This window comes from Burkholderia cepacia ATCC 25416 (genome assembly GCF_001411495.1).
In the GTDB taxonomy this organism is placed as follows: domain Bacteria; phylum Pseudomonadota; class Gammaproteobacteria; order Burkholderiales; family Burkholderiaceae; genus Burkholderia; species Burkholderia cepacia.
The window spans coordinates 2359631-2374145 of the sequence record NZ_CP012981.1; the positions used below are offsets into that span (position 1 = coordinate 2359631).

Annotated in this window: 8 protein-coding genes; 7 read left to right on the top strand and 1 reads right to left on the bottom strand. The window is 72.3% G+C overall.

Annotated features, from left to right (window positions below; all coding sequences use genetic code 11):
- Positions 1-53 precede the first annotated feature (53 nt).
- A complete protein-coding gene (locus APZ15_RS10725) occupies positions 54-1076 on the bottom strand; it encodes a diguanylate cyclase domain-containing protein (RefSeq protein ID WP_370448718.1) in 1023 nt (340 codons plus the stop codon).
- Between the two features lie 479 nt (positions 1077-1555).
- Between APZ15_RS10725 and bcsB the strand changes: the two genes are divergently transcribed.
- From bcsB to bcsA, 7 genes are read left to right on the top strand one after another with little or no spacing between them, the layout of a single operon-like run.
- Positions 1556-3880 carry a cellulose biosynthesis cyclic di-GMP-binding regulatory protein BcsB gene (gene bcsB, locus APZ15_RS10730; RefSeq protein WP_027787781.1) on the top strand — a complete coding sequence of 775 codons (2325 nt, stop codon included), beginning with the start codon at positions 1556-1558 and terminating at the stop codon, positions 3878-3880.
- Positions 3881-3883: 3 nt separating this feature from the next.
- Positions 3884-5107 carry a cellulose synthase complex periplasmic endoglucanase BcsZ gene (gene bcsZ / locus APZ15_RS10735; RefSeq protein ID WP_027787780.1) on the top strand — a complete coding sequence of 408 codons (1224 nt, stop codon included), beginning with the start codon at positions 3884-3886 and terminating at the stop codon, positions 5105-5107.
- Positions 5092-8973: a cellulose synthase subunit BcsC-related outer membrane protein gene (locus tag APZ15_RS10740; RefSeq protein WP_027787779.1), complete on the top strand. Its 3882-nt coding sequence runs from the start codon at positions 5092-5094 to the stop codon at positions 8971-8973. The genes bcsZ and APZ15_RS10740 overlap by 16 nt, the downstream gene beginning before the upstream one ends.
- 11 nt (positions 8974-8984) lie before the next feature.
- Positions 8985-10964, top strand: a complete 1980-nt coding sequence (gene bcsE, locus APZ15_RS10745) for a cellulose biosynthesis protein BcsE (protein WP_027787778.1) — start codon at positions 8985-8987, stop codon at positions 10962-10964.
- Positions 10961-11194 carry a hypothetical protein gene (locus tag APZ15_RS10750; protein ID WP_027787777.1) on the top strand — a complete coding sequence of 78 codons (234 nt, stop codon included), beginning with the start codon at positions 10961-10963 and terminating at the stop codon, positions 11192-11194. The genes bcsE and APZ15_RS10750 overlap by 4 nt, the downstream gene beginning before the upstream one ends.
- Positions 11191-11967 carry a cellulose biosynthesis protein BcsQ gene (gene bcsQ / locus APZ15_RS10755; protein ID WP_027787776.1) on the top strand — a complete coding sequence of 259 codons (777 nt, stop codon included), beginning with the start codon at positions 11191-11193 and terminating at the stop codon, positions 11965-11967. Before APZ15_RS10750 ends, bcsQ begins: the two co-directional genes overlap by 4 nt.
- Positions 11964-14501 (top strand): UDP-forming cellulose synthase catalytic subunit, encoded by a 2538-nt coding sequence (gene bcsA, locus APZ15_RS10760; RefSeq protein WP_027787775.1) that lies wholly within the window; start codon positions 11964-11966, stop codon positions 14499-14501. Before bcsQ ends, bcsA begins: the two co-directional genes overlap by 4 nt.
- Positions 14502-14515 lie beyond the last annotated feature (14 nt).

Genomic DNA, 14515 nt, shown 5'->3' on the forward strand with positions numbered 1-14515 from the left:
GACGCTGTCGTTCCGGCCGCCCGTGCATCGAGGAAGCCGTCTTCGAGTGCGCGTTACGCGTGAGCCGTCCGCTGCGACCGCGTGCGCTTCACCTCATACATCGCCTGGTCCGCATGCTCGATCAGCGCGGTCATGTCGGTGCCGTCGTCGGGCGGCAGCGCGATTCCGACGCTGACGCCGAGCCGCAGCGGGCGCCCCTCGAATTCGAACGGTTCGCTCACCTGGCGCGCGAGCCGCGTGCTTTGCGCATGCGCATCGTCGCGGTTGCCGATGTTCGGCAGGATCACTGCGAATTCGTCGCCGCCGATGCGCGCGACCGTATCCGAGCGCCGCACCGCGCCCTGCATCCGCGTGGCGATCTCGCGCAGCGCAGCGTCGCCCGCGCGGTGGCCGAATCCGTCATTGATCGGCTTCAGCCCGTCCATGTCGATGTTGAGGATGCCGAGCCGGCCGTTCGCGCGCAGCGTCGTGTGCATCGACTGCCGCAGGCGGTCGTAGAACAGCGCGCGGTTCGGCAGGCCCGTGAGCGCATCGTGCGTCGCGCGCATGTAGAGTTCGTTCGCCTCGTTGCGCGCCGCGTAGAACATCGCGGCGGCGATCAGGTCGGCCGTCAGCCGCAGCGTGCCGGCATCGGCTGGCGAAAAGCCGTCGACTTCCGGCGACATCACCTTCAGCACGCCGACCGTCGTGTCGGCATGGGTGAGCGGCATCACGAGCATCGAGCGCAGGCCGACACGCCGGCATGCGTCGCGATCGACGCGCGGGTCGGTTTCCGAATCGATGCAGTGCAGCAGCTCGCCTTGCTGCACGCACAGGCCGGACAGGCTGCCCGAGCGCCGCAGCCGCAGGCCGAGCATCCCGGCCGCGGTGCCCGACGCGGCGCGGTACACCATGTCGTCACCCTCGGCGAATTCGACCGCGGCGGCGCTCGCACCGGTGAGCTGCGGCACCTGCTCGGCCACATAGGCCATCACGCTGCCGAGGTCGAGGCCGAGCTTCGCGATCTCGGTCTGGGCGGCAATGATGCGCAGCAGGGTATCGGGGGACGGAGTGGCGGTGTCGGCGATTTGATTCAAGTCAGTTTTCCGTGAAAGAAAGCACGTCCGGCGGCACGGGATTGCGGTAGCATACGCGCCGCTTCGCGGCGGCGCGTTCCGGGGCGGTCTGCAACGAACCGCCGCCGGCCGGCCGAACCGCGCCGGCAGTATGCCGTTCGGCCCGTTGGGCGACAACGGCGCAATTCTTACCATTCATCCCTCTCGCGCAGCATTTTCGACTGGATTGAGGTTTTTTTCGCTTCATCGTCGCGAATCGGGGTAAGTTTTGTCCTATTTTTGAGATAGTGTGACGAATGGGCGCGTGCCGGTGCCAGGCGCGCGCAGCACGATGACAGGCGATTAAAGAAATCGCCGCATCGTTTCGATAAATGAATCAGGCCAGTTGGATAGATATGAGGGGAAGCAGTGGGATTGTTCACTCACGGGCATAGCTGCTTTGCGCGCATCGGTTCCGATGCAACGAATGACCTGACGATCCTGACGAAACGGAGCGGCGCATGAAGCCGGCCGTGTCGCTGTTCGTCCTGTCGGCCGCCATGGTCGGCGCGTTTCACGCCGCCGCGCTGTCGGCCGCACCGATGCCGGCCGTGCCGGCCGCCGCAGCAGCAGCAGCCTCGGGCGCGATGCCGGCGCCGGTGCTCGCGGCCGCGTCCGCGCCCGCGGCGGCCAGTGCGCCGTCCGCCGGCTTGCCGGCGACGACGGTGCACCTGCCGTTCGCGTCGCTCGGTGCGTTCGATCCGCTGCGCCTGCGCGGCGCCGACGACGCGCGCACGATCAACGCGGGCGTGCGGCTCGACCGCGTGGTCACCGGCGCGCGGCTGCGCCTGACCTACGCCTATTCGCCGTCGCTGGTGTTCCCGATGTCGCACCTGAAGGTGTCGGTGAACGGCGAGGTGATCGCGACCGTTCCGTTCGACGCCGCGCAGGCGGGCCGGACGGTCACGCAGGAAATCCCGATCGATCCGCGCTATTTCTCGGATTTCAACCAGATCGGCCTGCGCCTGATCGCGCACTACACGCTCGACCATTGCGAGGATCCGTCGAACTCGGCGCTGTGGGCCGACGTGAGCCCGAAGAGCGAGCTGATCCTCGACGAGTCGCCGGTGCGCCTGCCGAACGATCTCGCGCTGCTGCCCGCGCCGTTCTTCGACCGGCGCGACAACGGCCGCGTGCGGTTGCCGTTCGTGCTGCCGGCGTCGCCGGATTCGGCGACGCTGCGCAGCGCGGGCGTGCTCGCGTCGTGGTTCGGCGCGCTGGCCGATTACCGGCATGCGCGGTTCCCGGTGTCGTCCGGGCTGCCGACGGACGACCAGGCGGTGGTGATCGGCACGGCCGCGACGCTGCCGGCCGGCCTCGCGCTGCCGTCGATCAACGGCCCGCTGCTCGCGGTGGCGGACAACCCGGCCGCGCCGGGGCGCAAGCTGCTCGTCGTCACGGGCCGCACGGCGGCCGAGGTCGACGATGCGGTCGCGACGCTCGTGCTGGGCCGCGCGGCGCTGTCGGGGCCGGCGGCGACGGTCGCGCACGTCGATCCCGGCGCGCCGCGCAAGCCGTACGACGCGCCGCGCTGGCTGCCCGTGAACCGGCCGATCGCGTTCCGCGAGCTCGTATCCGATACGCGCCAGCTGGAAGTGCGCGGCACGACGCCCGACGCAATCCGCCTGAACCTGCGCGTGCCGGCCGATCTGCATTCGTGGAACGGCGCGGGCGTGCCGATCACGCTGCGCTACCGCTACACGGCGCCGACCGTGCAGGACAACTCGACGCTCGCCGTCGAGATCAACGAGCAGCTCGTGAAGTCGTACCGGCTCGGGCCGGCCCAAGCCGAGGACGCGCACGGCCGCATGCAGCTGCCGCTGCTGTCGGTGCCCGAAGGGCGCGTGACGAGCGACGTCGACATCCCGGCGTTCCGGGTCGGCAGCGGCAACCAGCTGCAGTTCCGCTTCACGCTCGACTCGCAGAAGACGGGCCTGTGCTCAAGCACGGCGACCGAGCCGCAGCGCGCGGCTATCGATCCCGATTCGACGATCGACTTCTCGCACTTCGTCCATTACGCGCAATTGCCGAACCTCGCGTTCTTCGCGAACAGCGGCTTCCCGTTCACGCGCTTCGCCGACCTGTCGCAGACGGCCGTCGTGATGCCCGACCGGCCGTCGCCGCAGGAGCTCGAGGCCTACCTGACGATGCTCGGCCACATGGGCGAATGGACCGGGTTTCCGGCCCTGCGCGTGCAGGTCGCGCGGCCCGGCGACGTCGCCGCGCTGTCGGGCAGCAAGGACCTGCTCGTGATCGACGGCTCGCCCGCGTCGCCGCTGCTCGCGCACTGGCGCTCGGCGCTGCCGCTCGTGATCGGCGAGCAGGGCAGCGCGGGCGGCGAAGGCACCGCGCGCATCGCGTTCTCGGTGAAGGAGCGCTGGCGCAACGGCGTCGGCCTGGCCGAAGGCGGCGCGCGCATCGAGCAGACCGGCTCGCTCGCGGCGCTTGCCGGGTTCGAGCTGCCGGGCAGCCGGGGGCGCAGCGTGGTCGCGCTGACGGCGACCGACCAGCCGCGCCTCGGCGATCTGCTCGACGTGTTCGAGAACGCCGGGCTCGTGTCGCAGCTGCAGGGCGACCTCGCGCTGGTGCGGCCGGGGCAGGTCGACAGCCTGCGCGTCGGCGAGCCTTACGTGGTCGGCTTCGTGCCGTGGTATGCGCGCGTGTGGACGGAAGCGGCGCGGCATCCGGTCGTGCTCGGCGCGGTCGGCGTGGTCGCGGGGCTGCTGCTCGCGCTCGGCGTGTTCAGCGTGCTGCAGAGAATCGCCGCGCGTCGACGGGGGATGTAACGGATGGCGCGGGTTATGGCGAAGCGACGGGCAACGCGGCCGGCGCGGCGCGTCGGCGCGGCACTCGCGCTGGCGGTGGCGATGACGTGCACGGGAGCCGGCATGGCCACGCGCGCGCACGCCGCGGGCGCGGCTGACGCGGCCGACGCGGGATGCGGCGCGGCGTGGCCGCGCTGGGACGCGTTCAAGCGCGATTTCATCTCGGCCGACGGCCGCGTGATCGACGTCGGCTCGGCCGATTCACGCACGGTGTCGGAGGGGCAGGCGTATGGACTCTTCTTCGCGCTGGTCGCGAACGACCGGCGCATGTTCGACACGATCCTCGCATGGACCGAGAACAATCTCGCGCAGGGCGACCTGAGCGCGCACCTGCCGGCGTGGCTGTGGGGCCGTGCGCCCGACGGCGCGTGGCGCGTGCTCGACGCGAACGCGGCGTCGGACGCCGACCTGTGGATCGCGTATGCACTCGTCGAGGCCGGGCGGCTGTGGCACGAGCGCAGCTACACGGCGCGCGGCGCGCTGCTCGCGAAGCGCGTGCTCGACGACGAGACCGCGACCGTGCCGGGCCTCGGCCTCACGCTGCTGCCGGGGCCGACGGGGTTCAAGCTGGCCGACGGTCAGTGGCGTTTGAACCCGAGCTATTCGCCGCCGCAGGTGATCCGCGCGCTCGGCGCGCGCCTGCCCGACGACCGGCGCTGGGCCGCGCTCGCCGCCAGCACCGGCCGCGTGCTGCTCGACACGGCACCGAAGGGCTTTTCTCCCGACTGGGCGCTGTATCGCGCGGGCACGGGTTTCGGGCCCGATCGCGACACGCATGCGCAGAGCGCGTACAACGCGATCCGCGTGTACCTGTGGGCCGGCATGCTCGACCGCGCCGATCCGCTCGCCGCGCCGCTGCTCGCACGCTTTGCGCCGTTCGCCGACCATATCGCCGCGCATGGCGCGCCGCCCGAGAAGGTCGATACGACGACGGGCGTCGCGGGGCCGAACGACGGCAACGGCGGGTTTTCGGCGGCCGCCGTGCCGTTCCTCGACGCGCGCGGTCAGCGCGCGCTCGCCGATGCGCAGGCGGCGCGTGTCGATACGCTCGCGCGCCAGTCGGCGCCCGGGTACTACACGAGCGTGCTGACGCTGTTCGGGCTCGGCTGGCGCGACGGACGCTACCGGTTCGGCGCGGACGGCACGCTCGACGCCCGCTGGGGAGGCCGCTCGTGCGCCGCCCGCTGAAGCGCGCCGCGCCGCATGTGGCGGGATTCGCGTGGCTCGCGTCGTCGGTATGCGCGGCGGCGCCGGGCACCGCGCCGGGCACGACGATGGCATCCTCCGCGACGCCGGCGGCCGCCGCGTCCGCCGATGCGCAGCGCCAGCTCGAAACCGCGCGGATGTGGGGCGTCAAGCATCGCGACGACCTGGCGCGCGACGCGCTGCGCAAGGGGCTGCTGATCGCGCCGGGCGATCCCGAGCTGCTGGCCGAACAGGTTCGCGTGCTGCTGCGGCTCGGCGACGCGAAAGGCGCGCAGGCCTCGCTCGCGCGCCTGCAGGCACAGTCGCCGAATGCGCCCGCCACGCGGCGGGTCGCCGACGAATATCGCGTCGCGACGAGCGGGCGCGGCGAGATGGCGCAGATCCGTCTGCTCGCGCGCAGCGGCCGTGCCGACGAGGCGGCACGGCGGATCGTCGCGCTGTTTCCGAACGGTGCGCCGGAGGGCGCGCTCGGCGCCGAGTACTACCAGATCGTGTCGAATGCGCCGGGCGGGCGCGAGCCGGCGATCGCCGCGCTGCGCCGCGCGGTCGCGGCCGATCCGCAGGACACGAGCGCGGCGATGGCGCTCGTGCGGCTCCTGAACCAGCGTGCCGACACGCGGCCGGAGGCGAACCGGCTCGCGTGGGCGCTCGCGAAGCGCGCGGACGCCGACCATACGGAGGCAATGGCGCAGTGGCGGCGCGTGCTGCAGTCGGCCGGCAGCGATCCCGCGTATCTCGATGCGCTGCATGCGTACCTCGTGCTCGTGCCGGACGACACCGAATTCGTCGATCGCGCGGCGGCGCTGGATCGCCAGCGCGACGCGCAGCGCCGGCTCGAGCGCAATCCCGACTACATCGCGCAGCAGCGCGGCCTGCAGGCGCTCGCGCGCGGCGACCTGGCCGGCGCCGATCCGCTGCTGACGCGCGCCGCGCGCGCACGCGCGGACGACGCCGACGCGGTCGGCGGGCTCGGCCTGCTGCGCCTGCGCGAAGGGCGGCACGACGAGGCGCGCGCGCTGTTCACGCGCGCCGCGACGCTCGCGACCGACCAGCGCGGCAAATGGCAGGGCCTCGCGCGCACCGCGCAGTTCTGGGGGCTGCTCGCGCAAGGCCGCGCGGCGGCGGCCGCGGGACGTCCGCAGGACGCGGAGCGCGCAGCGCGTGCGGCACTCGCGATGCAGCCGGACAGTCCGGACGCGAAGCTGCAGCTTGCCGATGCGTTGCTCGCGCAGCGCGACTGGGCGCGCGCGGAGCCGTTGCTGCGCGAGCTGCTGGCCGCGCGTTCGCCGAGCCTCGCGGCCGTGCGCGATACGGCCACGCTGTATCAGAACACCAGCCGCGCGGACCGGATCGGCCCGCTGCTCGACGCGCTGCAAGGCCGCGTGACGGGCCGCGACGGCCAGCACGCGCTCGACGGCCTGCGTGCCGACCTGCTCGCGGACCAGGCGCGCGCGCTGGCGGACAAGGGCGAACGCGGGCCCGCCGCGCAGCGCTACGAGGCGGCCGTGCGCGCGGCGCCCGACGCGCCGTGGACGCGCTTCGCGCTCGCGCGCCTCTATCGCGACATGGGGCTGCCGCAACTCGGCCGCACGGTGATGGACGACGGGCTCGCGCAAGGCGCGACGCCCGAGATGCGCTACGCGACCGCGCTGTATCGCAATTCGCTCGACGACGTGGCGGGCGCGCAGGCCGCGCTCGCGCCGGTCGACGACGCGCATCGTACGGACGGGATGCGCGCGCTCGCGCGCAAGCTCGATGCGCAACGCGCGCTGGCCGACGCACGCGATGCGCTCGCGCGCGGCGACCGCACGGCGTTCGCCGCGTCGCTCGCGCAGGCCCAGGCGAGCGCGCCGGACGATCCCGACATGCTCGCCGCGATCGGCGCGCAGTGGATCGACGCGGGCGAACCGGATCGCGGCCTCGCACCGTTGCACGACTGGATCGCCGCTCACCCGCGTGAAGCCGATACGGACGTGCGGCTGCGCTATGGCGACCTGCTCGGCGGCGCGGGGCGCGACGACGCGCTTGCCGCGTGGCTCGACACGCTGCGCCGGGAACCGTCGCTGACGCCCGCGCAGACGGCGCGGATCGAGGACCAGTCGCTGCGGCTCGTGTTGCGGGAGACCGACGATGCGATCGCGCGGCAGGACTACGCGCAGGCGCGCAAGCTGCTCGATCGTGCGAGCCCGGCCGGCCGCGCGGACAAGCGTCATGCGCTCGAACGGGCCGATCTCGAACGCGCGCAAGGCCGTTACGACGCGGCGCGCGATGCGCTCGCGCCGGTCGTCGCGCGCACGCCGGACGATGCCGATACGCAGCTCGCGCTGGCACGCATCGACGAGGACAGCGGCAACCGTGCCGCCGCGCTGGCGCGCGTGCAGGCGGTGCTCGCGCGCACGCCGGACGACGACGTCGACACGCAACTGTCGGCCGTGCGCCGCCTGAACGCGCTGCGCCGCGCGGACGAAGCCGCGCAGGTGACCGACCGGCTGCATGCCGCATATCCGGCGCGCGCCGACGTGACGGTCGCGGCCGGGCGCGTGGCCGAGGCGCAGGGCCGCTATGACGACGCGGCGTCGCTGTACCGGTTGTCGCAGTCGCAGGAGCGCGCGACGGGCGTGAGCCCGGGCCGTGACGGCCTGACGCCCGCGCAGGCCGCGTTCGCGGATCTCGAGCAGCGGCGCAATCCCGAGATCGAGACCGGCTGGACGCCTGCGTACAAATCGGGCGACGAAGGCATCTCTTCGTATCGCGCGCAGCAGGTGCCGATCTACATGCAGATGCCGGTCCGCTACGACGGTCACGTGTTCGCGCAGATCGACACCGTGCATCTCGATCCGGGCACGCTCGATACGAGCAACCCGAATGCGTATTCGCTCAAGACGTTCGGCACGTTCGCGGCGCTCAGGGCGCAGAACGCGCTGACGCCCGCATCGATCGCGAATCCGCCGGGTTCGCTGCACCAGTCGACGACGGGCGTCGCGCTCGGCGCCGGCTATCTGTCGGACGCATGGCGCGTCGACCTCGGCACGTCGCCGCTCGGTTTTCCCGTGCATTACCTCGTCGGCGGCGTGCGCTATCGCTTCGACGCGGGCCCCGCCAGCTTCTCGGTGAACGCGTCGCGGCGGCCGGAAACGAGCAGCGTGCTGTCGTACGCGGGGATGCGCGACCCGTGGACGGGCGCGGTCTGGGGCGGCGTGCGCCGCGACGGCGTGAACCTGCGCGCGTCGGTCGACGTCGGCCGCACGAACCTGTTCGCGGAACTCGGCGCGGGCGTGCTGTCCGGCCGAAACGTCGAGCGCAACGCGGAAGTCACGCTGCGCACGGGCTTCACGGTGCCCGTGTACGAGCGCGCGACGATGAAGGTCAGCACCGGGCTCGTCGGCAACGCGTGGCACTACGCGCAGAACCTGCGCTACTACACGTACGGGCAGGGCGGTTACTACAGCCCGCAGCGCTATCTGTCGCTCGGCGTGCCGATCGAATGGGCGGGGCGGCACGATGCGCTGTCGTGGGACCTGACCGTCACGGGCGGGATCTCGAACAGCTACGAGAAGGATTCGCTGTATTACCCGACGTTCTCGGACCAGCGGGCCGCGCAGGTGGCGGCCGGGTTCGTGTACGCGGGCAGCTCGACGCGCGGCGTGTCGTTCTCGTACGGCGTCAACGGGATCGTCGAGTATCGCGTGAACCCGCACCTGAGCGTCGGCGCGCAGCTGCACGTCGACCGGTCGCACGACTACGCGCCGAGTTCGGCGCTCGTGTACCTGCGCTATGCGTTCGACGCCCGTGCGCAACGCAGCTGGCTCGTCACGCCGACACCCGTGCGGCTTTATTCGGATTACTAGGGGAACGCGCCGTGAATACGGAAATCGATGCCACCCGTCCCGCGCTCGGCGCCGCCGGCCTGCTGGGCCGTCTGCGTGCGCTGCTGGGCGCGGGGCCGGCCGGCGGTCGCGCCGGCACGGTGAGCCGGCTCGCGATCGACGGCTTGCCCGACGCGTGGACACAGCTGGAAGCCGGCGGCCTGTACGCGATCTACGCGGCCGGCGGTACGCCGGCCTGCGATGCGCTCGTGTGGGAGAGCGCACGGCAGGCGCGCACGCGCGACGTGACGATCGTGCTCGCGCGCGACGCGGCGCACGTTGCCGAGCAGATGCGGGCGCGCGGCTTCGCGGACGGCGCGCATCCGGCCGGCTGGCCGCGCAACCTGAACGTGCTCGCGATGCCGCCCGCGCCCGCGGCCGATCCGGCCGGCGGTGACGGCGCCGGCACCGGCACGGGCGCGACGGCCGACGCACCGCGCCGCGCGGCACCGGGCCCGTTCGCGCGGCTGACCGGCGGCCTACGCGCGATGAAGCGTTACGGCTTTCGCGCACGCTCGCTGTATTTCGTCGAGGGCGCGCAGCGCTGGTTCAGCTGGGACGACCCGATCGCGCTCGCCGACGAGGCGCACGCACTCGCCGACTGGTGCCGCACGCGCCGGATCGCGCTCGTGCTGCTGCTCGATCCCGAAGCGAGCCGCGCGGACGACGCGGCACGCACCGACGATGCACCGCTCGTGCGCGACGCGGATCGCACGCCGCGCAGCGGTTTCCACGGTATCTGCTCGGGCGTCGCGCAGTTGCAGCGCACCCATGGCGAGCTGCTGTGGATCGTCGATTTCTGGCGCGCGGGCGATACGCTCGCGGCCGGCGAGGTACGGCCGCTGCGTTTCGCGCCGGGCGGCCGGCTGTCGGCGAGCATCGACGGCGGCGCGACCGAGCCGGCGAACCGGATGAAGCTCGCGAGCGACGAGGATCGCGTCGTCGTCAGCCGCGCGGTGCTCGACGGCACGAACCGCGCGCCGCAGGGCTGGGAAATCGTCGAGGACAACGCGGCCGTCGTTGCCGCCTGCGCGCGTGCCCAGGCCGCGACCGCGGTGCTCGCGTTCCGTTCGCATGCGCAGCTCGAAGCGCTGTGCGCGGACGTGCACACGCTGCGCCGGCAGTGCGGCGGTGCGCTGAAGATCGCGGTCGTCGAGCGCGGCGAAGTGCTGCGCCAGCAGTTCGAGATGCTCGTGCTGAGCGTCGGCGCGAGCCGCGTCATCGCACGCGACCTGCCGGTATCGCGACTGCAGGGGGCCGTGCACGCACTGCGCGGCCAGCTCTATGCGCGGCCCGTCGCGGCCGACTATCGTGCGGCGCTCGCGGCCGCGCTCGGCGATTCGGTGCTCGGTTATCTGCCGGTCGGCGCGTTCTGCCTGCGGATTCGCGCGGTGCTCGATCGCGGCGCCGTGCTCGCGCTGCCGCACACGCTCGCGAAGATCGCGCTGCTGCCCGGTGTGTCGCACGTCGACGCGCTGCGGCATTGCCGCCCGCGCCGCGCGGGCGACGTCGTGACGGCCGATGCCGCGCACCTGTACGTGTTCCTGTTCGCGTGCGAACCGGCGGACGCGGAGGACGCGCTCGCGCGCATCTTCGACGTGCCGGTCGACACGCTGTCCGACCGCGTCGTGTGTCTCGGGCAGGGCAGCATCGATAGCGAACTCAACGCGCTGAAGGCCGAGAACCGGCGTGCGCCGATCGCCGACTACAGCGATTTGTTCGGGGCCGCGCAGCCGGCGGGCGCCAGTCGCGCCCCGCTCGCGCGCACCGGGCCCGGCGACGCGTTGCCCGACGCGAGCGAAGTGAGCGGTGCGATCGACGCGATCGATACGATTGTCGCGCTCGAGGCGATCGGTGCGACGCCGGCCGCCGCGGCCGCCGATGCTGCGGCGCCGGAACCCGTCATTCTCGCCGCGCGCAAGCGCAGCGCCATCCGCAGCGCGATGCCGCTGCGCAAGGAGGGGGTCGCATGATCGCCGAACTCGTCATCGGATTCATCGTCGGCATCGCGATCGCGGTGCCCGTGTGGATCGTCGCGCAGCATCTCGGCATCGGCCGCGGCTTTCATGCGCCGCGCGGGATCGACCGGCGCGACGCGGTGCCGTGCGAACTCGTGCCGGTCGCGCTGCGCGGGCGGCTGCTGCCCGACGCCGGGCGCGAGCGTGGCGAGCATGACGAACGTCACGGCGAGGCGGCCCGATGAAGACGATCGCGATTACGTCGACGACCGGGGGCGCGGGCCGCACGACGCTCACGGCCGCGCTCGCGGTGCTGCTGGCGCGCCGCGGCAGGCCGGTCGTCGCCGTCGAATTCGACGCGCAGAACCTGATGGGCGCGACGCTCGGCCTCGACACGCTGGCCGAGCACGGCCTCGCGCAGAGCGTGCTCGGCGGCGCCGAGCCGTGGCACGCGCACACGTGGCGCAACGCCGATGGCGTGCTGTTCGTGCCTTACGGGCAGGTCGACGCGGCCGGCGCGGCCGCATGCGATGCGCGGCTCGCGGCGGATCCGGCGTGGCTGTCGCGCGCGCTCGACGAGATCGCGTTGCCGGCCGACGGCGTCGTGCTGATCGACACCGCGCGCTATCCGTCGACGCAGGCCGAGCAGGCGATTCGCCGCGCGGACCTGACGCTCGTCGTCGTGCCGCCCGAGCCGGCCGCCTGCGCGACGACGGCCGCGCGGCTCGACGCGCTCGGGGCGGGCGGCGAACTGCACATCGTCGTGAACCGGCTGAATCCGGCGCGCGACATGCAGCGCGACGCGCTCGCGATGCTGCGTGCGGTCGCGGGGCCGGCGTCGATGCTCGAGCAGCGCATCCACGTCGATGCGGCCGTGCCCGAAGCGCTCGCGCGCGGCAGCTGGATCTTCGACGACGCACCGTATTCGCAGGCGTCGCACGACCTGAACGGCGTCGCGAACTGGGTCGATACATGGCTGGCGGCACGCGCCGCCGTTCGCCGCGGAGCAGCGCGATGAACGCGCGCATCGCGCCGCGCCTGCGCGCGTTCGGACGCCGCACGGCCGACTGGATCGCGCGCGGCATCGGCTTGCCCGCGCAACGCACGCTGGTCGACTGGCTCGTGCGGTTGTTCTTCCACGCCCCGCCGCCCGGCCGGCCCGATCACGTGCGCCGCTGGGTGCGTGTCGCGTCGCTGCGGCTCGCGCAGGAGTGGGGCGTGCTGCAGCCGCTCAGCCCGCGCGAATGGCTGTGGCGCGCGATCGTGCGGGCGCCGCGCGCGGCCGACGGCCGCCCCGCGCGCGATCCGCTCGCCTGGTTCGACAAGACCGTCGTGCCCGTCTACGTGGCCGGGCGCGCGGTCGGCCGGCGCATCAACGCGTTGCTCGAGCGTCTGCCATGGGTGCGCTGGGGCGGCTGGCTCGATGCGCGCGCGAACGGCGTCGGCCGGCGCCGCTGGCTCGCGCCGCTGCTGCTGGTGGCCGGCGCACTGCTGTGGGCCGCGGCCGGGATGTCGCCGCTGATGCCCGGCGCGCAGTTCGCGTTCTTCGCGATCGTCGCGGTGCTGGCGCTCATGCTGCGCCGCCTGCCGGGCCATCTGCCGACGCTCGCGCTCGCGTCGCTCGCGCTGCTCGCGACGGTGCGCTACGTGTGGTGGCGCACCACGCAGACGCTCGATTTCCGCAGCCCCGTCGAGGCCATCGCGGGCTACCTGCTGTACGGCGCGGAAGCCTATACGTGGATGATCCTGCTGCTCGGCTTCGTGCAGACCGCGTGGCCGCTCGACCGGCCGATCGTGCCGCTGCCCGACGATCCCGACACCTGGCCGACCGTCGACATCTACATCCCGACCTACAACGAGCCGCTGTCGGTCGTGAAGCCGACGGTATTCGCCGCGCAGAGCATCGACTGGCCGAGCGCGAAGCTGCGCGTGTACCTGCTCGACGACGGCCGGCGCCCCGAGTTCGCGGCGTTCGCGGCCGAGGCCGGCATCGACTACCTGACGCGCGACGACAACCGCCACGCGAAGGCAGGCAACATCAACCGCGCGCTGCCGAAGACGCACGGCGAATACATCGCGATCTTCGACTGCGATCACGTGCCGACGCGCTCGTTCCTGCAGACGACGATGGGCGTGTTCCTGCGCGACCCGAAGTGCGCGCTGGTGCAGACGCCGCACCATTTCTTCTCGCCCGATCCGTTCGAGCGCAACCTCGGCACGTTCCGCGAGATCCCGAACGAGGGCAACCTGTTCTACGGCCTGGTGCAGTCGGGCAACGACCTGTGGAACGCGACGTTCTTCTGCGGCTCGTGCGCGGTGCTCAAGCGCAGCGCGCTGGAAGAGGTGGGCGGCGTCGCGGTCGAGACCGTGACCGAGGATGCGCACACGGCGCTCAAGCTGCACCGGCGCGGCTATACGTCGGCGTACCTGCCGACCGTGCAGGCGGCCGGCCTCGCGACCGAAAGCCTCGCGGGCCACGTGAAGCAGCGCACGCGCTGGGCGCGCGGGATGGCGCAGATCTTCCGCATCGACAACCCGTTCCTCGGGCGCGGGCTCGGCCTGATCCAGCGGATCTGCTACGGCAACGCGATGCTGCACTTCTTCTACGGGATTCCGCGGCTCGTGTTCCTGACGATCCCGCTCGCGTACCTGTTCTTCCACCTGTACTTCATCAACGCGTCGTCGCTCGCGCTCGCGAGCTACGTGATCCCGTACCTGGTGCTCGCGAACGTCGCGAACTCGCGGATGCAGGGGCGCTACCGCCATTCGTTCTGGGCCGAGGTCTACGAGTCGGTGCTCGCGTGGTACATCGCGCTGCCGACCACCGTCGCGTTCTTCAGCCCGAAGCACGGCAAGTTCAACGTGACCGACAAGGGCGGCAAGATCGACGAAGGCTACGTCGACTGGTCGACGTCGAAGCCGTATCTCGTGCTGTTCGGGCTGAACGTGCTCGCGATCCTCGCCGGCATCTGGCGGCTCGTGGCCGACCAGGGCGACGAGGCGTCGACGATCCTGATCACGCTCGGCTGGACCGTGTACAACCTCGCGATGCTCGGCGCCGCGCTCGCCGTCGCGCGCGAGACCAAACAGGTGCGCGTCACGCACCGGATCGCGATGCGCGTGCCGGCCACGCTGCTGCTCGCCGACGGCTCGACGGCCGCATGCTTCACGAGCGACTACTCGACGGGCGGCCTCGGTCTCGAAGCGGTGCCGGGGCTCCCGGTCGCCGTCGGCGACACGCTGACGGTGTGCGTGACGCGCGGCGACCGGCCGTTCCCGTTCCCGGTGCGCGTGAGCCGCGTGACGCCGACCCATGTCGGCGTGAGCTTCGAGGAACTGACGCTCGAACAGGAGCGCCAGCTCGTGCAATGCACGTTCGGGCGCGCGGACGCGTGGCTCGACTGGCACGAAGGCCAGCGCGTCGACACGCCGCTCCGCGGGCTGAAGGAAGTGCTGCGCATCGGCCTGGACGGCTATGTACGGATGTGGAAGGGTGCGGCGCGCGGCCTGCAGGCCATGCTGGCGCCGAAACTCGATCGGGCGCGCGACTGACGCGCGCTCATCAT